Source organism: Tabrizicola sp. (assembly GCF_041913445.1).
GTDB lineage: Bacteria > Pseudomonadota > Alphaproteobacteria > Rhodobacterales > Rhodobacteraceae > Tabrizicola.
In genome coordinates, this window is record NZ_JAYSFG010000017.1 from 45,836 (window position 1) to 70,805 (window position 24,970).

Sequence of the window (24,970 nt, forward strand, 5' to 3'; positions counted from 1 at the left end):
GACTCATCCCGGCTCGTTCACAAAGGTCGTGGTCACAAACAGCGCATAGGTGCCGTCGGGTTCTGGGGACATCCCGACCGAAAGGTAAGTGGTCGGGAACATCGGCTCTTCCTTCAGGCAGACGCGGACGAGCATGATGTCGTTCTCGGTCCCGAAGGCGAATTCGTTCGCCGGCGGTTCGTTCAGGTTCAGCGGCTGGCGACGGTCGACGCAGTTGTTCGGAGGCGCGGCCATCACGAAGTTCCCGGTGTTCACCGGCTGCATCCAGATCTTCATGTCGTTCACGCATTGATCGATCGAGCGGACCAGCATGCCTTCCGAGCAGATCCGGCGCTTCAGCTGCTGGTGCGTGATGTTGCGCGTCACGCCAAGGCGGATGTCCCGGACGGTTTCGTCCACGGCGCGTTCGAACATGACAAGGCGCGCCATGAACATGCTGCTTTCGAACGATGCGGTGAAAACCGTGAAGACGACCGGGAAGATCAGCACGAATTCGATCGGCGTGGATCCGCGGTCGTCCCGCAGGAAGTTGCGCAGCCAGGTCATTGGGTCAACCTCAGCGGCGAGATCAGGACAGCGATCTGTTCGAAGGCGGCGTTCAGGTTGTCGGCATTGGTCACGCGGTAGTAGTAGCCCGTGCCCGGCGACGAGCAGTTGCGCACGGGGCCTTCGGTCACGTTGTCGCCAAGCACGATGCCGAAGATCTCGACGCCGGCGTTCTTGGCAGCGGTGCAGTTCTGGGACAGCAGGTTGTCCATGTTCGCCGTGCTGGTAAGGTAGCTGTCGGTGAACATGTCGTAGAGCGTGGCGTAGTTGGTCGCACCGATCACGTTCGAGCGGATGTAGAGCTGCTCGATCACCCAGTCGACCGAGGCGAAGCGCCAGACTTCCGACCAGTCGAGCCGGCGGACGGCACCGCTGCCCTGCCAGGCGGGGGCTGCGGGCGTTCCGGTCGCCGTGACCCAGGCACGCGGATCGCAGCCGCCGTTCACCTGCGTACCAGTGCCTTGGCCTTCCGGCTCGCTTGCATTGACGCGGCGACGCACACTGCTGGCCTTGAGGTGGGGGACGAAGAAGTTGCGCCGGACGGTGTTGCCGTTGACGACGGTGTTTGCCAGCGACCAGCCCGAGCAGCTGTTCGGCGGGTTGCCGGTGGGGGCAATGCCGGGACGCGTGCCGCCGTTCGGGGCGATGCCGCTGTCGCTGAACTCGATCGCGAAGCGGCCGTCAGCCCCGCGCCAGATGGGGGAGGGGCCGCTTTTGAACGCGTCGACGACATGGCGGCTGGAGACGTGCGTGCCGTCCGTCATCAGGACGATGATCTTGCGCGTCTCGCTGTCGTTGTTGGCGGCAGGCCGCCCGGCCATGCCAGGGACGCCACCGCGAAGCGCGGTGTAGATCGGGCGGGCCGATTCATCGATCAGCGCGGTGGCCCAGCGCATCCCGACCGCGATGGAGGTGTTGCCGCGGGGGATCAGCTGGTTGATCTGCGTCCTGAGTGTGCTGATGTCCGTGGTGGGCAGCTGGATCAGGTTGGACCCGGATTCATCGGCGCCCGTCGCGGTGTTGTCGCCGTGGTGGCACATGTTGCTGGCGCTGGCGTAATCCGTCGCCACGGGTGCCGTGTAGCTGCGGTTCACGACGCCGCCATTCGCGCCGTTGGTATTCGTGGCACCGGGCAGAGTGACCGAGACGCCCGGATCGCTTTCCCCGGCATTCGTGACGGCCGCCATCGAAATCGGATTGGTCCGCGACAATGCCATCGTGCCAAAAGTGTCGGGAGAGATCTCCAGGCAGTTGACCCGGGGCACGCCCTGGTTCGGCTGGAAGTCCCAGGACGAAAGGTGCCGGACATTGAACTGCTGCCGCAGTGCCTCCGGGACGTTCACGTTCGACGAATAGGGGACCATCCCGATCGAGATCAGGTTGTTCGGGTCCTTCGGAATCGTGTAGGCGCCGTTGGCGTCGCGGTTGAACTTCAGGATGTTGACGAAGTTCGTGGCGGCCTGGCGGAGCGCGGCGATCTTGGTCGTCGAGCCCGAGGATTCCCCCATCGAGCCGGTGATGTCGAGCGCCATGATGACCTCGATGTTCGACACGCCCTGTTCGGCGGCCGAGGACACCCGGCTCTGGAACCACGGGATGTCGACCATGTGCATGAAGTGGTTGTAGGACCGCACGGTGGCCTGGCCGACGACCCGACGGGAGTTGGCCGTCGCTTCGCCGTCCAGCGTGTTCAGCGTGTAGTCCACGGTGAGCTCGTCGCCGAGGCCGGCCACGTCGAACCAGTTCTGCGCCACGGACTCGGGCGTCTGGTTCGGCGGCACGACCAGGTTTGCCGAGGCGAGCATGGCGCGGTCCATCGTTTCCTGCAGCGTGACGCGGCGCCATTCGAAGCGCATCACGTCGACGGCGATGCCGCCGAAGATGATCATCAGAATGAACAGGGAGATGACGAAGATCGTGACCCCGCCCTCTTCCTCGGATCGGAAATCCGAAAACTTGCGGACGACGAGTGCGGATACCGGTCGCTTGGCAGGTTTGGTCAACATGTCACTATCCATTGCAGCACCCCGGCCGAAATTGCCGGAACTCGATTGGCGATCTAGTCACAAGATCAGGCGGAAGTATGGCATTTCCTGCATGGTCCGCCGTGGGCTGCCACAATCCGGAAACAATCTGCGGGAATCTGCGGCGTTCTTCTGCAATCGCGGAAAATTTCTCCGTCGTTCAGACTTTGTCAACGAAACCCAGGGCAAATGATTCGCTGAGCGCCCGTGTGGACGCTGCGCGATTTCGGGGTTCCCAAGGCACGGGGTGGTCAGTACGGTCCGCAGCGGCGCCAGGCCCACGGCGCCGCCTGTTTTGGGAGGAACAGAATGGCCGTTTCCGGAGAGCCGAGCTTCCGCGAATCCGTTGATCTCATGTTCAACCGTGCCGCCAAGCTGATGGACCTGAGCCCAGGTCTGGAACAGAAGATCCGCGTCTGCAATTCGACCTACACGGTCCGTTTCGGGGTCCGCCTGCGCGGCAAGATCGAGACCTTCACCGGCTATCGCTCGGTCCATTCCGAACATATGGAACCCGTGAAGGGCGGTATCCGCTTTGCGCTGTCGGTCAACCAGGACGAGGTGGAGGCGCTGGCGGCGCTGATGACCTACAAATGCGCCCTGGTGGAAACGCCGTTCGGCGGGTCGAAGGGGGGATTGTGCATCGATCCACGCCAATGGGACGAACACGAGTTGGAGCAGATCACCCGCCGCTTCGCCTATGAGCTGATCAAGCGCGACCTCATCCATCCGGCGCAGAACGTGCCCGCCCCGGACATGGGGACCGGGGAGCGCGAGATGGCCTGGATCGCCGACCAGTACGCGCGGATGAACACGACGGACATCAACGCCAAGGCCTGCGTGACCGGGAAACCGCCCCATGCCGGCGGCATCCAGGGCCGGGTCGAGGCGACGGGGCGCGGGGTGCAGTATGCTCTGCGCGAGTTCTTCCGGCACAAGGAGGACGCGGGGAAGGCGGGGCTGACCGGGACCTTGGACGGCAAGCGTGTGATCGTGCAGGGCCTGGGCAACGTGGGTTACCACGCGGCGAAGTTCCTGTCCGAGGAGGATGGCTGCAAGATCATCGCGGTGATCGAGCGGGACGGTGCGCTGCTGGATCCCAAGGGGCTGAACATCGAGGATGTGCGCCAGTGGATGAACAGCCATGGCGGCCTGCTTGCAGGCTATCCCAGCGCCACCCACGTGCCCGAAGGCGCCGCCGTTCTGGAGGAAGCCTGCGACATCCTGATCCCGGCGGCGATGGAAGGGGTGATCAACCTTGGCAACGCCGCGCGGATCAAGGCGCCGCTCATCATCGAGGCGGCCAATGGCCCGATCACCTTCGGCGCGGACGAGATCCTGCGCAAGAAGGGCTGCGTCATCATTCCGGACATGTACGCCAACGCCGGCGGCGTGACGGTGTCCTATTTCGAATGGGTGAAGAACCTGTCGCATATCCGCTTCGGCCGGATGCAGCGCCGCGCCGAAGAAGCGCGCTCGCGCCTTCTGGTCGAGGAGCTGGAACGCCTATCGGCCGACCAGGGCCTTGGCTGGTCCCTGGCTGAAGGGTTCAAGGAGAAGTTCCTGCAAGGTTCGGACGAGCTGGCGCTCGTCCGCTCGGGCCTCGACGACACGATGCGGACCGCCTACCAGTCCATGCGCGAGGTCTGGCACAGCCGCCAGGATGTCGAGGACCTCCGTGTCGCGGCCTATATCGTGGCCATCGACCGGGTGGCCAAGACCTATCGGTCCAAGGGCCTGTAGCCGGGCAGCGGACCGCCAAAGGGGGGCCGTGGGCCCCCCGATTCGCCTACAGTGAACCGCGATCCGTCAGGGATAAGCCACGGGCGACGCGTCTTGATGGGCGCGCGGCTGAGTGCGTCACTCCAAGGACAACCCCGGATTGAAGAGCGCCCCTGCTGAGTGTCGGGCTGCCCAGATTTTGCCGCAAAGAAGCCACCTCCTGACCATGTGTTAAACTTCGGTTAATGTTGGTTCAGATATCCAGATCGTTAGTTAAGTTGGATTTTCCAACGACATGGTGATTGATCGGGATGGGTGCCATGCGTCATCGGGCAGGCGGTATCGGCAAGGCGTTTAAGGCATTTTTGCGGCAGGAGAGCGGGAGTTCGTCCATCGAGTTCGTGCTTTGGGTCCCACTCGTCCTGGCGATCCTATTGCTCGTCGTGGACTCCAGCATGTTGTTCATGAGCCGGACCCACGCCATCCGGGTTCTGCAGGACACCAACCGGCTTTACTCCGTGGGCCAGTTCACCGGCACCCAGGCGGAACGCATCACCGCGGCGCAGCGGTATGCGCTGCAGCGGCTGCAGGGGCTTTCGCCCAGCGCGACCATCACCACGACCGAGACCAACCGTGTGGTGCGCACCCGTGCCACGCTTGAAACCGCAGAGATCGCCCAGATCGGGTTCCTTGGGCTGATGATCGACAGGACCATGGTGGTCGCCGCCGAACACAGAGTGGAGTTCTGACATGCGCCGCGTTCCCTCACTTGCGTCCTTTGTCGCGTCCGAAGACGGGGGGATGACGGCCGGCGGGCTGATCTTCACCACGATCATCCTTGCGGTGGGCGGCCTGGCCGTAGACGTCTCGAATGCGATTACCCAGCGGACCCACCTGCAATTGACAGCGGACGCGACGGCCCATGCCGCGCTTTACGTCCGCAACGCCACGCTTACGGCAACCGCCGAGGAAGCCAAGGCATCGGCCCTGGCCTTGGGTCAGACCAACATGCCGCCGGGCGTCTATGGCAACGTGCTGACGACCGAGGACATCGAGTTCGGGGTCTGGGACCGCGAGACCCGCAGGTTCACCCCCGATGAAAACTCGCGCACGGCGGTCCGGGTCTGGACCCATCGCACCGCGGCGGACGACAACGAGGTCACGACTTACCTGCTGAAGTTCGCGGGCTTCGATGCTTTTGACGTCCGCACCGCCTCGATTTTCGAAACCTACAAGCCGCCGTGTGATCCCGAGGGCTTCGTGGCCGAGAACGAGGTCGACATCCAAAGCAACAACAGCTTTTTCAACGGCTTCTGCATCCATTCGAACGACGTCGTGTCGATCAACAGCAACAACTATTTCGAGGAGGGCACGGTGGTCTCCATGCCGGATTCCACCCGCCTGGACACACCCGCTTCGGGCTATCGCACGAACGAGGGTCTGCGTGAGGCGCTGCGCTACGGGGCGATGCAGATCCGGCTGATCAATGCTCTGCGCGAGGTGCCGCCGTCGCCCTTCGGGACGGGTAGCGCGGCGATGTGGAACTACATCCAGCTTGCGACCAGGGATGGACAACTGAGCTATCTGTCTGCTCCCCCGCGCAACGTCACCATCGTAAACGGACGACCCGCGCCGGCTGGTGCGAATGCCGACTCCGTCGAAGCAGGGCGCAACCTGCTGGATCGCAACGATGCGCTGGCGCTGCGGCCCAACGCGGTCAACTATGTCTTCTGCTCGAGTTCGAGCATGCAACTGCAGATCGACCGACCGATCACGAACGTGGTGGTCATCACCAACTGCCAGATCAGCTTCCGGTCTGGCGGGGCCTTGGAAAACGCCCTGATGGCAACGCTGCACACCAGCGCCACGGCGATCACGGGCGCGTCCGACACGCGTATCGGGGTGATCGATGATTGCGCGCCAGGCGGCGGAGCGCAGTTGGTTGCCCTGGGCGGAATGAACTTCGCGGCCGGCATTTCGATCAACGGGGGTCAGCTGATCGCTCTGCGCGAGATTGCCTTTGCCGCGAATGCCGAGGGCCTGCGCGGGACCTCGATCATCTCGGGCGACACGGTGTCGGGGACCTCGAACATGTCGATGGGCCTCTGCGGATCGGGAATGGAGGACAACCTTTCGCTCGACTACTTCCGGATGGTGCAGTAGGGCGCGAACCGTTTGCGACGCAGTTTGTCGCGGGAAGCGCAGGAATTCGGCGCACGGTCTTGAATATGGCGACCAGAGCCGGTCTTATGGCCGGGTCTGGGGAGTACATCCATGCGCTATTCCGGCCTGAAGGTCATCACCGAGGGATTGTTCGGCAACAAGGGCTGGACGCCCGCCTGGCGCGATCCGGCGCCGAAGGCGGAATATGACGTGGTGATCATCGGGGGCGGCGGGCATGGGCTTTCCACCGCTTATTACCTGGCCAAGAACCACGGCATCACCAATGTCGCGGTGCTGGAGAAGGGCTATCTCGGCGGCGGGAACGTGGGGCGGAACACCACCATCGTGCGCGCGAACTACTTCCTGCCGGGGAACTCGGAATTCTATAGCCATTCCATGAAGCTGTGGGAGGGCCTCGAGTCCGAGCTGAACTACAACGTGATGCATTCGCAGCGCGGGTTGATCAACCTGTTCCACTCGGACGGCCAGCGCGACGCCTTCGTCCGGCGCGGCAATGCGATGATCAACCAGGGGGACGACGCGATCCTTCTGGACCGGGAGGGGGTGCGGGAGCATCTGCCCTATCTGGACTTCGACAACACGCGGTTTCCCATTTACGGCGGGCTGTTGCACCCGCGCGGAGGGTCGGCCCGGCATGATGCGGTGGCCTGGGGCTATGCGCGGGGGGCCGATCAGCGGGGCGTGGACCTGATCCAGAACTGCGAGGTTACGGGGATTGATGTCTCCGGGGGCAAGGTGACGGGCGTGCAAACCACGCGCGGGGCAATCCGGGCGAAGAAGGTTGGGATCGTTGTGGCGGGCCGGTCGTCTCAGGTGGCAGCGATGGCGGGGATGCGGTTGCCGATCGAGAGCCACATCCTGCAGGCCTTCGTGACCGAGGGGCTGAAGCCGGTGATCCACCACGTGATCAGCTTCGGGATGGGGCACTTCTATATCAGCCAGTCGGACAAGGGCGGGTTGGTGTTCGGCGGGGACCTGGATTTCTATGCGTCCTATGCGGCGCGGGGCAACCTGCCGATGGTCGAGCATGTGATGGAAGCGGGGATGACGCTGATGCCGATGATCGGACGCGCCAAGGTGCTGCGGTCCTGGGGCGGGATCATGGACATGTCGCCGGACGGGTCCCCCATCATCGACAAGACGCATGTCGACGGTCTGTTCCTCGACTGCGGCTGGAACTACGGGGGGTTCAAGGCGGTCCCGGCGTCCGGCTGGTGCATGGCGCATCTGATGGCCACGGGCGAGCCGCATGAGGTGGCCAGGCGCTTCCGGCTGGACCGCTTTGCGACGGGGCATCTTCTGGACGAAGAAGGCACCGGGTCGCAGCACAACCTGCATTGAGGGCGGTGATGGGTGATCTGACGGCGGCCCCCCACCCCCATCCCCTCCCCACGCGGGGGAGGGGAGGCGCCTGGCATCGGCGGTGCGCGCTATCTGTGGCGTTGCGCCTGGACGCGGCGGCAGATGCCTCCGGCGGGGATATTTTTGGACATAGAATGAGGGTTGGCGGATGCGCCTGACATGCCCCCTTTGCGGTGAACGGGACCGGCGGGAGTTCTACTATTACGGTGCCGAGGATTATCTGCACCGGCCGTCGGAGGGTGCGCCCTCGGCGGAGTGGGACAACTACCTGCACCTGCGCGACAATCCGGCGGGGGTGACGAAGGATCTCTGGTATCACGAGGCGGGGTGTTCGCAGTGGCTCTTGGTCACGCGGAACACGGTGACGCATGAGGTGCTGGGGGCGGAACTGGTCGTGGAGCGGAAGAAATGAGGATCGACGGCAAGGGTCTGGTCGACCGGACGAAGCCGGTCCGCTTCCGCTTCGACGGGAAGGATTATGCGGGGTACAAGGGGGATACCTTGGCCTCGGCGCTGCTCGCCAATGACGTGCGGCTGGTGGGGCGGTCGTTCAAGTATCACCGGCCTCGAGGCGTGCTGACGGCGGGGTCGGAGGAGCCGAATGCTCTGGTCGAGGTCGTGGGGCCGTCGAACCAGACGCCCAACGTGCGGGCCACGATGCAGGAGGTGTTCGAGGGGCTGGTGGCTCAAAGCCAGAACCGGCTGGGATCGCTGCGGTTCGATCTGTTGGCAGTGAACGATTACCTGTCGCCCTTCCTGAGCGCCGGGTTCTACTACAAGACCTTCATGTGGCCGCGCGCCTTCTGGGAGGGCTTGTATGAACCCTTGATCCGCCGGGCGGCGGGGTTGGGGAGCCTTTCGGGCAAGCATGACGAGGGGACCTACGAGAAGGCCTTTGCCTTCTGCGACGTGCTGGTGATCGGCTCCGGTCCCTCGGGCCTGATGGCCGCGCTGACGGCGGGGCGGGCGGGCGCGGATGTCATCCTGTGCGAGGAGAGCCATGCGCTGGGCGGGCGGGCTCTGTCGGATGGCGGGACCATCGGCGGCCAGCCGGCGGGCGACTGGGTGACCTCGGTGGTGGCGGAACTGCAGGCGCTGCCCAATGTGAGGATCATGGCCCGCACCACGGTGACGGGCGCCTATGACCACGGGACCTATGGCGCACTGGAGCGGGTGGGGCTGCACAAGCCCGCAAGGCCGAACCTGCCGCGCGAGTGTTTCTGGCGGATCGTGGCGAAGCACGCGGTGCTGGCTGCGGGCGCCTTGGAGCGGCCGGTGGCGTTCGAGAACAACGACCGGCCGGGGATCATGATGGCCTCGGCGGTACGCACCTACCTCAACCGGTACGGGGTGGTGCCGGGCAAACGCGTCACGCTTTTCGCCAATACCGATCAGGCGCGGACCACCGCGCGCGAGCTGATGGCGGCGGGCGTGCAGGTCGCGGCGATCATCGACCCGCGCCCCGATGCCTTCAGCGTCGAGGACTGCCCGGTGCATGTCGGCGCCGAGGTGATCCACACCCGCGGCCGCATGGGCCTGCGCGGGATCACGGTGCGCAAAGGGGCGGAAATCTTCGAGATCGAGACCGATTGCCTGGCGATGTCGGGCGGCTGGAACCCGACGATCCACCTGACCTGTCACATGAACGGCCGTCCCCGGTGGAGTGAGGAATTGGCGGCCTTCGTGCCGATGGAAGGGGCGGTGCCGGGGCTGGTGGCGGTCGGGGCGGCGAACGGGTCGTTCTCGACGCACGGGGCGCTGGTGACGGGTCATGCGGCGGCGATGCGGGCGATCGAGGCGTTGGGGCGGAAAGTGGCGGTTCCGGTGCCCGAGGCGGAGGACATGCCCTATCGCCTGAAGGCGATCTGGGCGGTGGAGGGGAAGGGCCGGGCCTGGCTCGACTTCGCCAATGACGTGACGACGAAGGACGTGAAGCTGGCGGCGCAGGAAGGGTTCCGGTCGGTCGAGCACATGAAGCGCTACACGACGCAAGGGATGGCGCCGGACCAGGGGAAGAACTCCAACGTCGCGGCGCTGGCGGTGCTGGCGGATGCGACGGGGCGGGGAATTGCCGAGACGGGGGTCACGACCTTCCGGCCGCCCTATACGCCGGTGTCGATCGCGGCGATGGGGGCGGGGGGCCGGGCCGAGGGCTTCGCGCCGCAGCGGTTCCTGACCAGCGACCAGGCCAGCCGCGACCGGGGCGCGCCGATGATCGAGGCGGGGCTGTGGTACAGGCCCTCCTACTTCCCGAAGCCGGGGGAGACGACCTGGCGCGAGGCCTGTGACCGGGAAGTGAACATGGTCCGCCAGTCGGTGGGCGTGACCGATGTCTCGACCTTGGGCAAGATCGACATTCAGGGCCGCGATGCGGGCAGGTTCCTCGATTTTGTCTATACCAACACCTTCTCCACCCTGCCGGTGGGCCGCGTCCGCTATGGGCTGATGCTGCGCGAGGACGGGCTGGTGCTGGACGACGGCACCTCGGCGAGGCTGGGGGAAGACCACTTCCTGATGACCACCACCACTGCCGCGGCGGGGATGGTGATGCGGCACCTGGATTTCGTGCATCAGGCCTTCTGCGCGGACTGGCAGGTGCGGTTCATTTCGGTGACGGAGTCCTGGGCGCAGTTCGCCGTGGCGGGGCCGAAGGCGCGGGCGCTGGTGAATTCCTTTCTGGAAAACCCGGTGGACCTGCCCTTCATGGGCGTGGCTCCGGTGCGGATCGGGGGAGTCGACGGGCGGCTCTTCCGGATCAGCTTCTCGGGCGAGGAGGGCTATGAACTGGCGGTCCCGACCCGCTATGGCGAGGCGCTGTTCCGCGACCTCGTGGCGCGGGCCGAGACGATGGGCGGCGGGCCCTACGGGATGGAGGCGCTGAATGTGCTTCGCATCGAAAAGGGGTTCATCACGCACGCCGAGATTCACGGGCGGGTCACCGCCCACGACATCGGCATGGAAAAGATGGTCACCGCGAAGAAGGACTGCATCGGGAAGGCCGCGGCGACGCGGCCGGGGCTGTGGGGGCCCGAGCGCGAGCAGCTGGTGGGCCTGAAGGCCAGCGCGCCGATTTCGGCGGGGGCGCATCTGTTCGTCCCCGGGACCGAGGTGCACCGCGAAACGGACCAGGGCTATGTGACGAGCGTGTGCTGGTCGCCGACCGTGGGCGCCTGGCTGGGGCTGGGCTTCCTCAAGGACGGTCGCGCGCGGCTGGGGGAGCGCATCCGGCTGGTCGATCACTTGCGGGGCCTGGACGTGATCTGTGACGTCTGTCCCCCCGTGTTCCATGACCCGGAAGGGGAGAAGCTTCGTGCCTGAACTCATCGCGAAATCGGCCCTCGAGGGGCGGAGCCTGAGCCTCGGCGGCGTGAACCTGGCCGAGGTCGAGGTGGGACCGATCTTCAGCATCGCGGTCTTTCCGGGCGGCGGGAAGACCGTGGCGCGGGGGCTGAAGTCGCTTGGGCTGGCCCTTCCGGCCCCAAACAGCTTCATGGAGAAGGCGGGCGCCCGGATCGTCTGGACCGGTCGCGACCAGGCCTTCCTGATGGGCGTCGCGCCGCCCGCGCTGGACGGAGCGGCGGTCACCGACCAGTCGGACGGGTGGGCCGTGCTTGCGCTGTCCGGAGCCTCGGCCGTGGACGTTCTGGCCCGCCTGGTGCCGATGGATCTGCGGCTGTCGGCCTGTCCCGTGGGTTCGGCCCTGCGCACGCAGGTGAACCACATGAACGCGGTGATCCTGCGGACGGGGGACCATAGCTTCGAGGCGATGGTGTTCCGTTCCATGGCGCAATCCGCCTGGCACGAGCTGGAAACCGCTACACATATGGTCGAGGCGCGCGCCCGGGTGAAAATCTAGGCGAAAAGGCGCGAAGGGAAGATTTTGTCACTGGCGCGTGACCACTCAGGGGTTTACATCTTTTCTTAACGAGAGATTTAGAAAAGGTGCACGAATGGCCCCCGACGGTCAGACCCTTGCCCCCAATGTTTATGACGCCGAACCGATCCCCGAGGGCGCTCGGGCCGAGATTGACCGTCTTCTGCTGTCCGGTGACCTTTTCCGCTACACGGCACCCTCGGATGCTCCGGTCGCGCTTCTGGAGCAGGAATTCGCCGAACTTCTGGGCGCGCGCTATGCGTTGGCCGTGTCGTCCTGTTCGGCGGCGCTGTTCCTGTCGTTGAAGGCGCTGGACCTGCCGAGGGGCGCCAAGGTGCTGATCCCGGCCTTCACCTTTGCGGCGGTGCCGTCGTCGGTGGTCCATGCGGACTGCGTGCCGGTCCTGGTCGAGGTGGGCGAAAACTACCGCGTCGACATGGCGGATTTCGCCCGGAAGCTGCCCGAGGCGGCGGCGGTGATGATCAGCCACATGCGGGGGCATACCTCGGACATGGATGCGATCATGGCGCTCTGCGATGCGGCGGGCGTGCCGGTGATCGAGGATGCGGCGCACAGCCTGGGGACGGTCTGGGGCGGGCGGAACATCGGGACGATCGGCAAGGTCGGCTGCTTCAGCTTCCAGTCCTACAAGCTGGTCAACGCGGGCGAGGGCGGGATCATGATCACCGACGACCCCGAAATCGCGGCGCGGGCGATCATCATGTCGGGGGCCTATGAGACCAACTGGAAGAAGCATCCGGGCCTGACGAATTCCTGCGCGCACTGGCAGAACAAGCTGCCGCTCTATAACCTGCGGATGCAGAACCTGTCGGCGGCGGTGATCCGGCCGCAGCTGCCGTTGGTGGCCGAGCGGGTCGCGAAGGGGCGGGCGGGGCATGACCGGGTGGCGGCGGAGCTGAACCGGTCGGCGCATCTGGCCGTGCCGGAGCCGCTGGGGCCGGAGGAGCGGGCGCCGGATTCGATCCAGTTCAACCTGGTGGGTGGCTGGACGGACGCCGAGGCTGTGGCCTTCCAGACCGCAGCCAAGGCCCGGGGCGTGTCCGTGCAGGTCTTCGGGCTGAGCGAGGGCAACGCGCGGGCCTTCTGGAACTGGCAGTTCCTGGGCGAGGTGCCGGACCTTCCGAAGACCCGGGCCATGCTGATGCGGGCCTGCGACGTTCGGCTGCCGGTGCGGCTGACGGAGTCCGAGCTCGACTATATCGCGCGGGCGATCGTGGAGGCGGCAGCGGAGGTCCGCGGCTGAGCCTGTCCACGGTGGACAAAGTCTGAGAGCCCTTTGCGATCAAGGGCTTGGCTTTTTCTGTTAACGGTTCCGAAAGGATTGGCCGGGTGCCCCCCACCCCCATCCCCTCCCCACGCAGGGGGAGGGGAGGCGCCTTGCCGTGCCGTCGGTCCCAGCGCGCGGACGTTGCGCCTGGACGCGGTTTCGGAAGCCTCCGGCGGGGATATTTGGGCAAAGATGAAAGGGCTGTGCTTGCCTTAAAGGACGCGCAGCGTGGGCGCGAGCCAGGGGGTGGCGGTCAGTGCGGGGGTGATCACGATCTCGGCGATGAGGGGCTTCAGGCGCTGGACGATCTGCGCGGGAATGCCCTGCAGGATGCCGGCGCGGGCGGAGAGCGAGAGGGTGCGGGAGAGGGCCGGGAAGGGCAGGGGGCGGACCTCGACCTGAGCGCGGAAGGCGCGGGCCTGGTGGAGGGCAAGCGGCGTCAGGATCGTCCAGCCCTCGCCGCCCGCGACCATCGCCAGGATCGCGGCGTAGCTGTCGAGCTCGAAGCGGTGGGCGGGTTTCAGCCCGTGGCGCGCGAGATGGGCGGCGATCTGGCGGCCCATCAGGTGGCGCGCGGTGTAGAGGATGAGGGGCAGATCCTCGATCTGCTGCCCGGGCGGGGCGACGGCGACGAAGGGTTCGGAGAGGATCGGGTGCACCTCGCGCCAATCCTCGGGGGCGGCATCGGTGGCGCTGTCGGCCGCGATGACGATGTCGAGGGCGCGGGCTTCGAGCTGGTCCATCAGGCGGTGGCTGGCCCCGGTTTCAAGGAGAAAGCGGCAGCCCTTGAGGTCGCGCGCCAGGGTGGAGAGGAGGCGGGGGGTGACGTCGCTGTCGAAATCCTCGATCACGCCGAGGCGCAGCGTGGTGAGGCCGGAAAGGTCGGCCATCGCCAGTTCGGCGCGGGCCTCGGAGGCGGCGTTGAGGATGGTTTGCGCATGGCGGCGGAACATCGCGCCGGCGGGCGTGACCTGGACCGGGCGGCTGGCGCGGTCGAGAAGGACGGCGCCGAGCGCGGTTTCAAGCACGGAAAGCTGCTGGCTGACGGCGGAGGGGCTGACGCCCAGGCGACGGGCGGCAGCCGAGATCGAACCCTCCTCCGCGGCGGCGACGAAGACCTCGATCCCCCAGAGCGTGACGCGGCCTTCGGCTTCGGCCATGGCTTAGAGCTTGGAGAGTTTCTTCTGCAGCTCGGCCAGCTGCCGCTTGATCTCGGCGATGTCGTCCGACGATGCGGGGGCCTCTTCCTCCTTGGCGGGACCCGAGCCGGGCCAGCCGGGCATCCCGCCCATCATGGTCTTGAGGAAGGCTTCCTGCTGCTTCCTCAGCGCCTCGAACCCCGGGACGGCGGCCATCGGGTTCGGGAAGGCGGCGAGATTTTCCACCATCTTGGTCTGGCTGTTGCGCAGCATTTCGAAGGACGAGGCGAGGAATTGCGGCATCACGGCCTGCATGCCCGTCGCATAGCTGCGAACGAGGTCGGTCAGGACGTCGACCGGCAGGACGCTTTCGCCCTTGGATTCATGTTCCGCGACGATCTGGAGGAGGTATTGACGCGTCAGGTCATCGCCGGTCTTGAGGTCGACGATCTGCACTTCGCGTCCCTGCCGGATGAAGCCCGCGATATCTTCCAGTGTGACGTAATCCGAAGTCTCGGTGTTGTAGAGACGGCGGCTGGCGTAGCGCTTGATCAGCAGTGGCTTGTCGGTGTCTGCCATGTTGTTCCCCCCGGCGTCTTTTGCGCCCGCAGAGAAGCTTAAGGTGGGGCGCAGCAAAAAGAAAGCTCAGCCTTTGGCCCGTGCAGCATCGGCGGTGGCGAAGTGGTCGAGCTGATCCTGCAGGGATTTGCGGAAGGCGGGGCGGTCCAGGATGCGGGTGAGATAGGCCTGGATGGCCGGGTAGTCGATCAGCGCGGCCCGAAGTTTCGGAACCCGCAGGATATCGGCCATGAGGAGATCGGCCACGGTGAAGCGGTTCGCGGCCAGGTAGTCGCGGGTGGCAAGCACGGCGTCGAGGCGCGCGAGGCGCGAGGTGAGCCAGCCTTCCAGCGGGTTCTCCGGCGGCGAGGAAAGGCCGATGAACCACCAGGGGACCGAGACCATCTCGACCGAGTTGAGGCCTGCGATGACCCATTCCAGCGTCTCGGCCCGGCCTTTGGCGTCCCCCGGCATCAGGGATTCCGACCGTTTGGCAAGGTGGAGGAGGCAGGCGCCGCTTTCGAAAAGCTGGATGTCGCCATCCTGCAGCGCGGGGACCTGGGCGAAGGGCTGGCGGGCGAGGTGGTCGGGGCCGGTGCGATCCTCGAACCGGACGGTGGCGATGCGGTAGGGGAGGCCCGCTTCCTCACACGCCCAGCGGAGGCGGATGTCGCGCACGTGGCCGCGCGGCGGAGGCGGCACCCAGTCGTAGGTCCAGATGGTGAGGGTCATGTCTCAGCCTGCGCCTTGCGGATGCAAAAGGAAAGGCCCGAGGTTGCCCCCGGGCCTTGTTGCGCAAACTTTGCGCGATACTGGCGAATTACTTCGCGGCCGCAGCGGCTTTCTTGGCGACCGAGGTCACGTCCGCGGTGGCTTTCTTGACGGCAGCGGTGGCGTCTTCCGACATGTCCTTGCCGGCGGCCAGCATCAGCTCGACGGTTTCCATCTGCACTTTCTTGGCGACTTCAGCGAAGGCGGCCAGGTTCTCGGCAGCCATTTCGGCAGCGGCCGAAGCGAAGTCGGTCACCGACTTGGTGTAATCAGCCGGGTCGGCCTTGGCCTTGGCGACGTCGCCAACCTTGGCCAGCGCGTCCTTGGTCCACTTGGCCGAGATCTCGGTCGACTTTTCGGCGGCTTCGATCGCGACTTTCGAGAACTTCTCGGCGAAGGCGGCCTGGGTCTTGAACGCGTTCTGGAACGCCGAGGCGTCAACCGGGAACGAAGCCATCATGTCCTGCATCGTCTTGGCGAAATCCGGGGTCTTGGTCATGTCAGTCTCCTGGGGCCAGCGATAGGGGGGGGAAGGATCGGCCCGTTTCCTTGATGAGAGGTATATACGTGCTGCAGCGCAGCAATTCAAGTCTTTTTCTGCAATGCAGCAAAACCGGAGGGCGAGCCGGGTAACCCCGCGGAAAGGCGCTGGAATGTCAGAGGTCGGGGACCGCGACGACATAGGTGCCAGGGGCCGGGGCCAGCGAATCGGCGGGTTTCCGCGCCTTGACCATCGGGCCGGAGTTGCCGGCCAGCCACTCGGCCCAGCGGGGCCACCAGCTGCCCTTATGGAAGGTTGCAGACTTGAGCCAGGCCTCGGGATCGCCCGCGACGGGGGCGTCGTTGGTGTAGTGGCCGTACTTGTCCTTGGAGGGCGGGTTGATGATCCCGGCGATGTGGCCGGACTCGGAGAGGAGGAAGGTCTTGTCCTTCGATCCCATCTGCTTGATGCCGTTGAAGGAGCCCTTCCAGTGGGCGATGTGGTCGGTCTCGCAGGCGATGGCGCAGACGGGGAGCTTGATATCCGAAAGGCTTACAGGCTTGCCGAAGACCTGGAACTCACCCTTGGCGAAGCCGTCCTGCTGGCAGAGGCCCCGGAGGTACTCGACGGCCATCTTCGCGGGCAGGTTGGTGCCGTCGCCGTTCCAGTAGAGGAGGTCGAAGGCCGGGGGCGCCTCGCCCAGCATGTAGGACTTGATGGCGGGGGTGTAGATCAGGTCATTCGAGCGGAGGTAGGAGAAGGTCCGCGACATGAAGAACTTGGAGAGGATCCCGTCGCGTTCGGTCTGGCGTTCGATGCCGTCGACGAAATCGTCGTTGAGGAAGACGCCGACTTCGCCGGGGTCGGAGAAATCGGTGAGGGTGGTGAAGAAGGTGGCGGTCTTGACGGTCTCGTCGCCGGCCTTCTGCAGGTGGGCGAGGGTGAGGCCCAGGGTCGTGCCGGCGATGCAGTAGCCGACGGCGTTGATCTGTTTCTCGCCGGTGATGCGGCGGACCTCGGCCATCGCGCGGAGGTAGCCGTCGCGGATGTAGTCGTCCATCGCGGTGCCCGCGTAGGAGGCGTCGGGGTTGACCCAGGAGACGACGAAGAGGGTGAAGCCCTGGTCCACGATCCACTTGATCAGCGAATTCGCGGGCTTGAGATCCATCACGTAGAACTTGTTGATCCAGGGCGGGAAGATCAGGAGGGGGGTCTTGTGGACCTTCTCGGTCGTCGGCGCATACTGGATGAGTTCGAGCATCCGGTTGCGGTAGACGACCTCGCCCGGGGTGGTGGCGATGTTCTGGCCGACGTGGAAGGCCTCCTTGTCGGCCAGCGTGACGAGGAGATCGCCCTGGTTGGCCTCGATGTCGCGGACGAGGTTCTCAAGGCCCTGGACCAGCGACTCACCGTCCGTCTCAACCGCCCGCTCCAGCGCCTCGGGGTTGGTGCCGAGGAAGTTCGTCGGGCTGAACATGTCGACAATCTGTTTCGTGAAATACTCCACCCGCTTGCGGTCGGTCGGTTCCAGTGTCTCCATGTCGCCGACGGCGGTGCTGATGGCCTCGGCGTTCAGCTGGTACTGCTGCTTGAGGTAATTGAAGAAGGGATGCGTTTCCCACAGGGGATTGCTGAACCGCCGGTCCTTGGGGTTCGGGTCCGGCGGCGCCTTGAATTCACCCTTGGCAAGGGTCTGCTGCGCCTCGACATAATGCTTCAGCGTCTTGCCCCAGTAGTTCACCTGATGCTCAACCACCTTGGCTGGGTTGGCCATCATCTCGGCGAAATAGGCGGCGGCGGCCTTCATGTAGACGTCGGGCGCGGGGCCGTGCAGCGCGGGGTCGACCTGGCGGCGATGGGTCAAGGCGGCGGTCAGGCGCTTTGACAACTCCTCAACCTTGGCGAGGTTAGCGTTGAGCCGCTCGGCGCGGTCGGCATCTGCGACTTTGGAACCGGGGGTGCTGTCTTCTGTTGTCATGCTAATCAATCCCCCCTATCGTCGCCGCTATGCAGCATAACGGTGCGCCCCACGCCCCGCCATGCGACATCCGCCCGCCGGGGGCAAGGAGACATGATGAAGTATATGTTCACCTACGACTGGATGGAAAGCGCCCGCAACACCTATGAGTGGATGGGTGCCTCGGCCAGGGCGTTCGCCAGCTACCCGGCTTTCGCGATGTCGATGAACCCGGTCCTGCCGCTGATGGCCGCCTGGGGCGACGTGACGGAACGCAGCTTCAGCCGCATGATCGCCAAGCCCGACTGGGGTATCCGGTCGATCGTGGGGCCGGACGGGCAGGACCATCTGGTGGACGTGAAGCCGGTGGTGGAAAAGCCCTTCGGCAACCTGGTGCAGTTCTTCGTTCGCCGCCGGTCTCCGATGGCGCGGAAGGTCCTGCTGGTCGCGCCGATGTCGGGGCATTATGCGACGCTTCTGCGGTCCACGGTCGCCAGCCTGCTGCCCGATGCCGACGTCTACGTGACAGACTGGCACAATGCGCGCGACATTCCGGTCAGCGCGGGCAAGTTCGACATCGAGGATTACACGCTTTACCTGGCCGAGTTCATGAAGGTCCTCGGCCCCGAGACCCATGTCATCGCGGTCTGCCAGCCGGTGCCGCTGACCCTGGCCGCAACTGCCTATCTGGCGGCCGAGCATCCCGAGGCGCAGCCCACCTCGCTGATCCTGATCGGCGGGCCGGTCGATCCCGACGCGGCCGCGACCGAAGTCACCGATTTCGGCCGCCGGGTCACGATGGGCCAGTTGGAGCACCTGGCGATCCAGCGCGTTGGCTTCAAGTACAAGGGCGCGGGGCGGCTGGTCTATCCGGGTCTTCTGCAGCTGCAAAGCTTCATGACCATGAACGCCGAGCGGCACAGCAAGGCGTTTTCCGAACAGATCCTGCGCGTCGCGCGGGGCGAGGCGGCGGACCATGACGCCCACAACCGCTTCTACGACGAATACCTGGCCGTGATGGACATGACGGCCGAGTTCTACCTGTCGACGGTCGAGCGGATCTTCAAGAACCGCGAGATCGCACGGAACGAATTCGTCGTGGCGGGCCGCAAGGTCGACATGGGCGCGATTACCCGGGTTTCGGTGATGACGGTGGAAGGCGCCAACGACGACATCTCCGCCCCGGGGCAATGCGTTGCGGCGCTGAAGCTGCTCACGGGCCTCAGCGACGACAAGAAGGGCCAGCACCTTGAACCGGGTGCGGGTCACTACGGCATCTTCGCCGGCAAGAGCTGGCGTCTGAACATCCGGCCGCTGGTCCTGAACTTCATCGACAAGGCGGCGGGCAAGCCCAAGGCCAAGATCGCGCTGGCCTCGGCGCAGTAACGCCCCCCGTCAGGGCCGTGCTAGCGGAGCACGAGGGTCGGCAGGCGGCCCGACAGGAATGTCTGCAGCACCTTCGTCACAGCCTCGGGCTGCTCGAGTTGCGGCAGGTGGCCGGCCTCGGCGATGATCTCCAGGCAGCCCTGCGGCATCATCGCGGCCAGGAACTCGGCCCGGCGGCGGGGGACCAGTGTGTCGCTCTCGCCCGAGATGATCATCGTCGGCACATGGACCTTGCGCAGGGTCTTCTGCTGGTCGGGGCGGCGCTGCAGCACGCGCAGGTGACGCTGGAACTGGATCGGACCCAGGTTTTCCGCCATGTCCATGACCAGCGCCATGACCTCGTCGCGCCAGGGCGCATCGTGCAGCGCGTCGAGCGGCAGCATCTGGGACATGCAGGCCTGCAGGTGCCCGGTCTTTGCGGCGACGAGCAGCGCCTCGCGGGCGGCCGCGACCTGCGGCGTGTCGGGAAGCGGGTCGGTGGAGATCAGTGCAATCCGGGTCACCGCCTCGGGCCGTTTGCGCAGGATCTCGATGGCGATGTTGCCGCCCAGGCCGTGGGCAATCAGGGCGAAGCGCGGGGGCAGATCGGGGGTGATCTCGGCTGCGATCTTCTCGACCGTGTCGCCAAGCCCGGGGTTGAGAAGGATGACCGGGCGGTCGGCACCGAAGCGGGCGAGCTGCGGCATGAAGCTTCGGGCATCGGCCATGAAGCCGGGGATCAGGACCAGCGGCTCGGGCGGCATCGGGTTTCGCAAAACGAGCATGTTCACGGGTTACGGGCCTTCTGCGCAGGTTTTCTGCAAGCGGCTTTTTATTGTCTTGGTGGAAGCGTAACCCACAACCCTCTGCTTACAAAGCCGGTTTTCGGCCGCCCGCACGCAGATCGGCGGAAAGGCCACATCAGCGAATGTTCGAAACCTTCAAGCCCGTGCTCTCCTCCATCGGCAGCACATCCCGCGCGCGAAGGACGTCTTCGATGGCTTCGGCGATCATCGTAAGGCAGGCGGGCGTCGAAAAGCGATGGTCTGCGTCCTTGACCAGCGTCAGGCGCAGGTCGGGGCTGGTGATCTGGTGAAACAGCGAAATCGCCACCGTCGGCGGCACGTCGGTATCCGCGCTGCCCTGCAGCAGGCGCACCGGCATGGGCAGGGGAAGCGGGCCGTTCATCACCAGGTTCTGGCGACCGTCCTCGATCAGGCGGAGCGTGATGGGGTAGGGGTCGTCGGAATAGTCCGAGGGGCGCAGGAAGACACCCTCTTCCAGCAGGGTGGTGCGTTCGGCCAGAGTGAACTCGGCTTCCCACATCCGTTCGGTGAAGTCCGGGGCGGCGGCGATGCCGACGAAACCGGCGATGCGGTCGGGCATGTCGCGGGCGAGGAGAAGCGAGATCCAGCCGCCCATCGAGGAGCCGACAAGGATCTGCGGACCCTCGGTAAGGACCTCGATCACGGCGGTCGCATCCTCGCGCCAGTCGGTGATCGCGCCGTCGACGAAGGCGCCGTGCGACTGGCCGTGGCCGGAATAGTCGAAGCGCAGGAAAGCGCGGCCCGTCGCCTCGGCCCAGGCTTGCAGGGCTTGGGCCTTGGAGCCGGACATGTCGGACCGGAACCCGCCCAGGAAGACCACGCCGGGCCCTTTGCCGGGGGTCTGGTGGTAGGCGATGTGGCGGCCCTGCGGGGTGGTGAGGAAGGTTGTCATATGCGAAAGATAGCAAGCGCCGTGCGCTTTGGGAGACCCGGCGCAACCCACGGGCGAAGAACCGCGCATGGCTTGACTTGGGGGTCGCGCAGGGGCATCAAGCGGCCCGACATAAACCCGCAACCGGGCGTTTCGTAGGCGCCAAAACGACGAGGAGCAAGGCCGATGGCCCAGATTTCCCTGACATTTCCCGACGGCAACAAGCGTGTCTATGACGCGGGGGTGACGCCTGCCGAAGTGGCGGCCTCGATCGCTCCGTCGCTGGCCAAGGCGTCGATCTCGGCGCAGGTCAACGGTAAGCACTGGGATCTGCAGTGGCCGATCACGGCGGATGCGACGATTTCGCTCAACACGATGAAGGACGACGCCCCGGCGCTGGAGCTGATCCGGCACGACTTGGCGCACATCATGGCCCGCGCGGTGCAGGAGATCTGGCCGGACGTGAAGGTCACGATCGGGCCGGTGCGCGATCAGGGCTGGTTCTACGACTTCGACCGGGCGGAGCCGTTCACGCCGGAAGACCTCGGCCAGATCGAAGCGCGGATGAAGCAGATCATCAACGCGCGCGATCCGGTGCGGACGGAAGTCTGGGACCGTGCGCGGGCGGTCGAGTACTACCGGGGCCGGGGAGAGCCGTTCAAGCTGGAGCTGATCGACCGCATTCCGGAGGGCGAGGACCTGCGGATGTACTGGCATGGTGACTGGCAGGACCTCTGCCGGGGGCCGCACCTGCAGCACACGGGGCAGGTTCCGGCGGATGCCTTCAAGCTGACGCATGTCGCGGGGGCCTACTGGCTGGGCGATGCAAGCCGCCCGATGCTCCAGCGCATCTACGGCGTGGCGTTCAAGAACCGCGACGACCTGAAGGCTCACCTCACGATGCTGGAGGAGGCCGCCAAGCGCGACCACCGCAAGCTTGGCCGCGAGATGGAGCTGTTCCACCTCCAGGAAGAAGCGCCGGGCATGGTCTTCTGGCATCCGAACGGCTGGACGATCTACCGCCAGCTTGAGGATTACATGCGGGGCCGTCTGCGGCAGGCGGGCTACAAGGAGATCAGGACGCCGCAGGTCGTGGACCGGGTGCTTTGGGAAAAGTCAGGCCACTGGGAGGCCTACCGCGAGAACATGTTCATCGTGGAGGTCGACGAAGAGGGCGCGAAGGAAAAGCGCATCAACGCGCTGAAGCCGATGAACTGCCCCTGCCATGTGCAGGTGTTCAACCAGGGGCTAAAGAGCTACCGCGACCTGCCGCTGCGGCTGGCGGAGTTCGGGTCCTGCCACCGGTATGAAAGCTCTGGTTCGATGCACGGGCTGATGCGGGTGCGCGGGTTTACCCAGGACGACGCGCATATCTTCTGCACGGAAGACCAGATCGAACAGGAATGCGCCGGGTTCATCTCGCTTCTGTCCAGCGTCTACCGCGACCTTGGCTTCGAGAAGTTCGATATCAAGCTGTCCACGCGGCCCGACGTGCGGGTCGGCAGCGACGAGATCTGGGACAAGGCCGAGAACGCGCTGCAGAAGGCCATCGAAAGCCTGGGCCTGCCTTATGAGATCAACCCCGGCGACGGGGCGTTCTACGGGCCGAAGCTGGATTTCAAGCTGACCGACGCCATCGGCCGCGAATGGCAGTGCGGGACCTTCCAGGCCGACTTCAACCTGCCGGTGCGGCTGGATGCGGAATACGTGGGCGAGGACGGGGCAAAGCATCGCCCGGTCATGCTGCACCGCGCCGTCCTGGGCTCGTTCGAACGCTTCATCGGCATCCTGCTGGAGAACTACGCGGGCAAGCTGCCCTTCTGGCTGGCCCCGCGGCAGGTGGTGGTGGCTTCCATCGTCTCGGACGCCGACGCTTACGTGCATGAGGTCGTGGCGGCCCTGCGCAAGGCGGGGGTCCGGGCCGAGGCGGACGTGCGCAACGAGAAGATCAACTACAAGGTCCGCGAACATTCCGTGGGCAAGGTCCCGGTGATCCTCGCCATCGGCATGCAAGAGGTCGAGGGTCGGACCGTTTCGGTTCGCCGCCTGGGCGAGACGCGGACCGAGACGATGAGCCTGGATCAGGCCATCGCCACCTTCGGATTCGAGGCTCTGCCCCCCGCGAACTGAACCACGCGCTGCCCGCGAAACAGGCGCTCTGGTTGCCGACCAGGGCGACTGTTCGCGTTGCGGCTTGATTTTCAGCGAATCATTGGCATCATCGCCGCAGTGACGACAGAATTCCTGCACGGCTCTCGGAACGAAGCCCTGGAAGACCTGGTGGCACGGCTCGCGGCAATGACGCCGCGGGGGGTTCTGAGAGGAGAAGCGGAATGCCGACAGGCACCGTGAAGTGGTTCAACGCTACCAAGGGTTATGGGTTCATCGCACCGGATGATGGCGGCAAGGATGTGTTCGTCCACATCTCGGCCGTGGAACGCGCCGGGCTGAAGGGCCTTAGCGACAACCAGAAGATCGGCTACGAGCTGCAGTCGGGCCGCGACGGCAAGCAGTCGGCCGGCGATCTGCGTCTGCTCTAACTGGTCAGCGCGGCTTCGGTCGCGCTGTCCCAGCCCAGATACCAGCGATCCCCATCTTGGATGACCGGCCGTTTCATGACGGTCGGCTGCGCCATGATCTGTGCCTCGGGATCGGAGGCCTTCAGGAAATCGTTGAAGCTGCGGTAGGTGGTGGACTGCTGGTTCACCGCCTTCGAACCGAACTCCTGCACGATGCGGTCAACCTCGTCCTGGGTCATCGGGTTGGCGCGGATATCACGGAACGTGACATCCTTCCCCGCGCGTTCCAGAGCCTTCAGCGCCTTCTTGCAGGTGTCGCAGGTAGGAATGCCGTAAAGGATCATTCTTGCGCCTCCCATTCAATTTCAGGCATTTGCCTAGCATATCCGGCCCCCGGTGCAAGAGGCTCAGCCGTGGATCGCCCGCGTGATTGCCACCCCGGCCCAGGCCGAAAAGGCCGTCAGGAACCCGCCCCAAGTGACATCTGTCACAACCATCGACCAGTGCCAGTCCTTCATCACCGCCCAGGAGGTGAACTCGTAGGTCCCATAGGCCATCAGGCCGATGATCAGGGCGGGAAGGAACACCGGCGCCCCCGTCTTCAGCCCCGGAAGCGAGACCAGGTAGACGAGGCCCGCCACATAGGCGAGGTAGAAAAGCGCGGCCGGTGCGATGCGGATCGGCTCGGCGAGGAGGGGACCGATGTGCCGGGTGAAGAGCGGCTTCATCACCAGTGTCAGCATGATCGCGTCAAGGATCAGGAAGACGGCGGCCGTCGCGGCGTAGAGAGTGAGGGTCATCGGTGGCTCCTTTCCGCGCAAGCTAATCCGAAACTCTGGCGGGACCAGTGAGGCCCGTGCAACCAATGCGGCCAAACCCGCGTTGACCCGCAAAGCGGCCCTGGCCGCGCTTAGATTGGAGGATGCCCCCATGCGGACGTTCACCCTGCCCCTGATGCTTGCCGCCGGTCTTGGCTTCGCGACCCCCGTGGTCGCGCAGGACCTGGAGGATGTGATCGGGGGAATCGCCCAGTCGCTGATCCAGCAGGAACTGGACAAGAACGCCTACCTCGCCGCGCAGGAGGCCAACACGGCCGCCGCCTACCGCGACTACCTCGCGAAGTTCCCGAAGGGGATCTACCGGGGCAACGCGCTGCAGGCGCTGGAGCGGCTGGGCGCCTCGGCCGAGACCTCGTCGGCCGCCGAAGCCGAGGCGCGGCTGCGGATCACCTTCGCCCAGCGGGTCGCGGTCCAGCGGGAGTTGACGCGGCTGGGCTACAGCACCCGCGGGACGGACGGGGTCTGGGGGCGGAACACCAGGACCGCGATCGCGACCTGGCAGCGCGACCGCGGGGACAAGGTGACGGGCTACGTCACCGAGGCGCAGCTTCGTGTGCTGGTGCGGGGGGCGGTGGTGACGCCCCCGGACGAGGATGACGACGAGGTCGTCGGGACAAGCCCGGTGGCGGTCGAGGCGGCGCTG

23 protein-coding genes are annotated in these 24,970 nt (G+C 65.5%); 12 read left to right on the top strand and 11 right to left on the bottom strand.

Features of this window, described 5'->3' with window-relative positions:
* Window positions 1–3: 3 nt before the first annotated feature.
* Both ACE3Q6_RS16815 and ACE3Q6_RS16820 read right to left on the bottom strand, forming a co-directional pair.
* A complete protein-coding gene (locus ACE3Q6_RS16815; protein WP_374434893.1) occupies window positions 4–546 on the bottom strand; it encodes a TadE/TadG family type IV pilus assembly protein in 543 nt (180 codons plus the stop codon).
* Window positions 543–2,552, bottom strand: a complete 2,010-nt coding sequence (locus ACE3Q6_RS16820; protein ID WP_374434897.1) for a pilus assembly protein TadG-related protein — start codon at window positions 2,550–2,552, stop codon at window positions 543–545. Before ACE3Q6_RS16820 ends, ACE3Q6_RS16815 begins: the two co-directional genes overlap by 4 nt.
* 327 nt (window positions 2,553–2,879) lie before the next feature.
* Here ACE3Q6_RS16820 and ACE3Q6_RS16825 point away from each other — a divergent pair, with 327 nt between their 5' ends.
* From ACE3Q6_RS16825 to ACE3Q6_RS16860, 8 genes are all read left to right on the top strand, one after another.
* Complete coding sequence (locus ACE3Q6_RS16825; RefSeq protein ID WP_374434910.1) at window positions 2,880–4,313, top strand: Glu/Leu/Phe/Val dehydrogenase; 1,434 nt, start codon at window positions 2,880–2,882, stop codon at window positions 4,311–4,313.
* 299 nt (window positions 4,314–4,612) lie between these two features.
* The gene (locus tag ACE3Q6_RS16830; RefSeq protein WP_374434915.1) at window positions 4,613–5,041 is read left to right on the top strand and encodes a TadE/TadG family type IV pilus assembly protein; all 429 of its coding nucleotides are present in this window, start codon (window positions 4,613–4,615) and stop codon (window positions 5,039–5,041) included.
* 1 nt (window position 5,042) lies between these two features.
* On the top strand, window positions 5,043–6,455 hold the full coding sequence (locus ACE3Q6_RS16835) for a Tad domain-containing protein (protein WP_374434918.1): 1,413 nt from the start codon (window positions 5,043–5,045) through the stop codon (window positions 6,453–6,455).
* A 111-nt stretch (window positions 6,456–6,566) separates the two neighbouring features.
* Window positions 6,567–7,817, top strand: a complete 1,251-nt coding sequence (locus ACE3Q6_RS16840) for a sarcosine oxidase subunit beta family protein (protein ID WP_374434921.1) — start codon at window positions 6,567–6,569, stop codon at window positions 7,815–7,817.
* A gap of 169 nt (window positions 7,818–7,986) precedes the next feature.
* On the top strand, window positions 7,987–8,250 hold the full coding sequence (locus ACE3Q6_RS16845) for a sarcosine oxidase subunit delta (RefSeq protein ID WP_374434923.1): 264 nt from the start codon (window positions 7,987–7,989) through the stop codon (window positions 8,248–8,250).
* Window positions 8,247–11,156 (top strand): sarcosine oxidase subunit alpha family protein, encoded by a 2,910-nt coding sequence (locus ACE3Q6_RS16850; RefSeq protein ID WP_374434925.1) that lies wholly within the window; start codon window positions 8,247–8,249, stop codon window positions 11,154–11,156. The genes ACE3Q6_RS16845 and ACE3Q6_RS16850 overlap by 4 nt, the downstream gene beginning before the upstream one ends.
* Window positions 11,149–11,694: a sarcosine oxidase subunit gamma gene (locus ACE3Q6_RS16855; protein WP_374434928.1), complete on the top strand. Its 546-nt coding sequence runs from the start codon at window positions 11,149–11,151 to the stop codon at window positions 11,692–11,694. Before ACE3Q6_RS16850 ends, ACE3Q6_RS16855 begins: the two co-directional genes overlap by 8 nt.
* A gap of 94 nt (window positions 11,695–11,788) precedes the next feature.
* A complete protein-coding gene (locus ACE3Q6_RS16860) occupies window positions 11,789–12,976 on the top strand; it encodes a DegT/DnrJ/EryC1/StrS family aminotransferase (RefSeq protein ID WP_374434931.1) in 1,188 nt (395 codons plus the stop codon).
* Window positions 12,977–13,212: 236 nt separating this feature from the next.
* Here ACE3Q6_RS16860 and ACE3Q6_RS16865 read toward each other — a convergent pair whose 3' ends face one another.
* The 5 genes from ACE3Q6_RS16865 to ACE3Q6_RS16885 all read right to left on the bottom strand — a co-directional run bounded on the left by ACE3Q6_RS16865 (window position 13,213) and on the right by ACE3Q6_RS16885 (window position 17,927).
* On the bottom strand, window positions 13,213–14,160 hold the full coding sequence (locus ACE3Q6_RS16865; RefSeq protein ID WP_374434935.1) for a LysR family transcriptional regulator: 948 nt from the start codon (window positions 14,158–14,160) through the stop codon (window positions 13,213–13,215).
* A 3-nt stretch (window positions 14,161–14,163) separates the two neighbouring features.
* Window positions 14,164–14,718, bottom strand: coding sequence for a polyhydroxyalkanoate synthesis repressor PhaR (gene phaR, locus ACE3Q6_RS16870; protein WP_374434938.1), 555 nt, complete (start codon window positions 14,716–14,718; stop codon window positions 14,164–14,166).
* A 66-nt stretch (window positions 14,719–14,784) separates the two neighbouring features.
* Complete coding sequence (locus ACE3Q6_RS16875; protein ID WP_374434940.1) at window positions 14,785–15,429, bottom strand: glutathione S-transferase family protein; 645 nt, start codon at window positions 15,427–15,429, stop codon at window positions 14,785–14,787.
* Between the two features lie 88 nt (window positions 15,430–15,517).
* On the bottom strand, window positions 15,518–15,967 hold the full coding sequence (locus tag ACE3Q6_RS16880) for a Phasin (RefSeq protein ID WP_374434943.1): 450 nt from the start codon (window positions 15,965–15,967) through the stop codon (window positions 15,518–15,520).
* Window positions 15,968–16,124: 157 nt separating this feature from the next.
* The gene (locus tag ACE3Q6_RS16885; RefSeq protein WP_374434945.1) at window positions 16,125–17,927 is read right to left on the bottom strand and encodes a PHA/PHB synthase family protein; all 1,803 of its coding nucleotides are present in this window, start codon (window positions 17,925–17,927) and stop codon (window positions 16,125–16,127) included.
* 96 nt (window positions 17,928–18,023) lie between these two features.
* Here ACE3Q6_RS16885 and phaZ point away from each other — a divergent pair, with 96 nt between their 5' ends.
* Window positions 18,024–19,292, top strand: a complete 1,269-nt coding sequence (phaZ, locus tag ACE3Q6_RS16890; protein WP_374434994.1) for a polyhydroxyalkanoate depolymerase — start codon at window positions 18,024–18,026, stop codon at window positions 19,290–19,292.
* A 20-nt stretch (window positions 19,293–19,312) separates the two neighbouring features.
* On the opposite strand, the gene ACE3Q6_RS16895 is transcribed toward phaZ, so the two are convergent.
* Window positions 19,313–20,056 carry an alpha/beta fold hydrolase gene (locus ACE3Q6_RS16895; RefSeq protein ID WP_374434996.1) on the bottom strand — a complete coding sequence of 248 codons (744 nt, stop codon included), beginning with the start codon at window positions 20,054–20,056 and terminating at the stop codon, window positions 19,313–19,315.
* 136 nt (window positions 20,057–20,192) lie between these two features.
* Window positions 20,193–20,990 carry an alpha/beta hydrolase gene (locus ACE3Q6_RS16900; protein ID WP_374434947.1) on the bottom strand — a complete coding sequence of 266 codons (798 nt, stop codon included), beginning with the start codon at window positions 20,988–20,990 and terminating at the stop codon, window positions 20,193–20,195.
* A gap of 165 nt (window positions 20,991–21,155) precedes the next feature.
* Between ACE3Q6_RS16900 and thrS the strand changes: the two genes are divergently transcribed.
* Together thrS and ACE3Q6_RS16910 are read left to right on the top strand one after the other, a co-directional pair.
* The gene (thrS, locus tag ACE3Q6_RS16905) at window positions 21,156–23,099 is read left to right on the top strand and encodes a threonine--tRNA ligase (RefSeq protein ID WP_374434950.1); all 1,944 of its coding nucleotides are present in this window, start codon (window positions 21,156–21,158) and stop codon (window positions 23,097–23,099) included.
* A gap of 203 nt (window positions 23,100–23,302) precedes the next feature.
* Window positions 23,303–23,509, top strand: a complete 207-nt coding sequence (locus ACE3Q6_RS16910) for a cold-shock protein (RefSeq protein WP_103256685.1) — start codon at window positions 23,303–23,305, stop codon at window positions 23,507–23,509.
* On the opposite strand, the gene ACE3Q6_RS16915 is transcribed toward ACE3Q6_RS16910, so the two are convergent.
* A complete protein-coding gene (locus ACE3Q6_RS16915; RefSeq protein ID WP_374434953.1) occupies window positions 23,506–23,832 on the bottom strand; it encodes an arsenate reductase family protein in 327 nt (108 codons plus the stop codon). The genes ACE3Q6_RS16910 and ACE3Q6_RS16915 overlap by 4 nt on opposite strands.
* Window positions 23,833–23,895: 63 nt before the next feature.
* A complete protein-coding gene (locus ACE3Q6_RS16920; protein WP_374434955.1) occupies window positions 23,896–24,288 on the bottom strand; it encodes a DUF2177 family protein in 393 nt (130 codons plus the stop codon).
* Window positions 24,289–24,418: 130 nt separating this feature from the next.
* Between ACE3Q6_RS16920 and ACE3Q6_RS16925 the strand changes: the two genes are divergently transcribed.
* Window positions 24,419–24,970 (top strand): peptidoglycan-binding protein (locus ACE3Q6_RS16925; protein ID WP_374434957.1); only part of this gene is annotated, 552 nt, incomplete at its 3' end.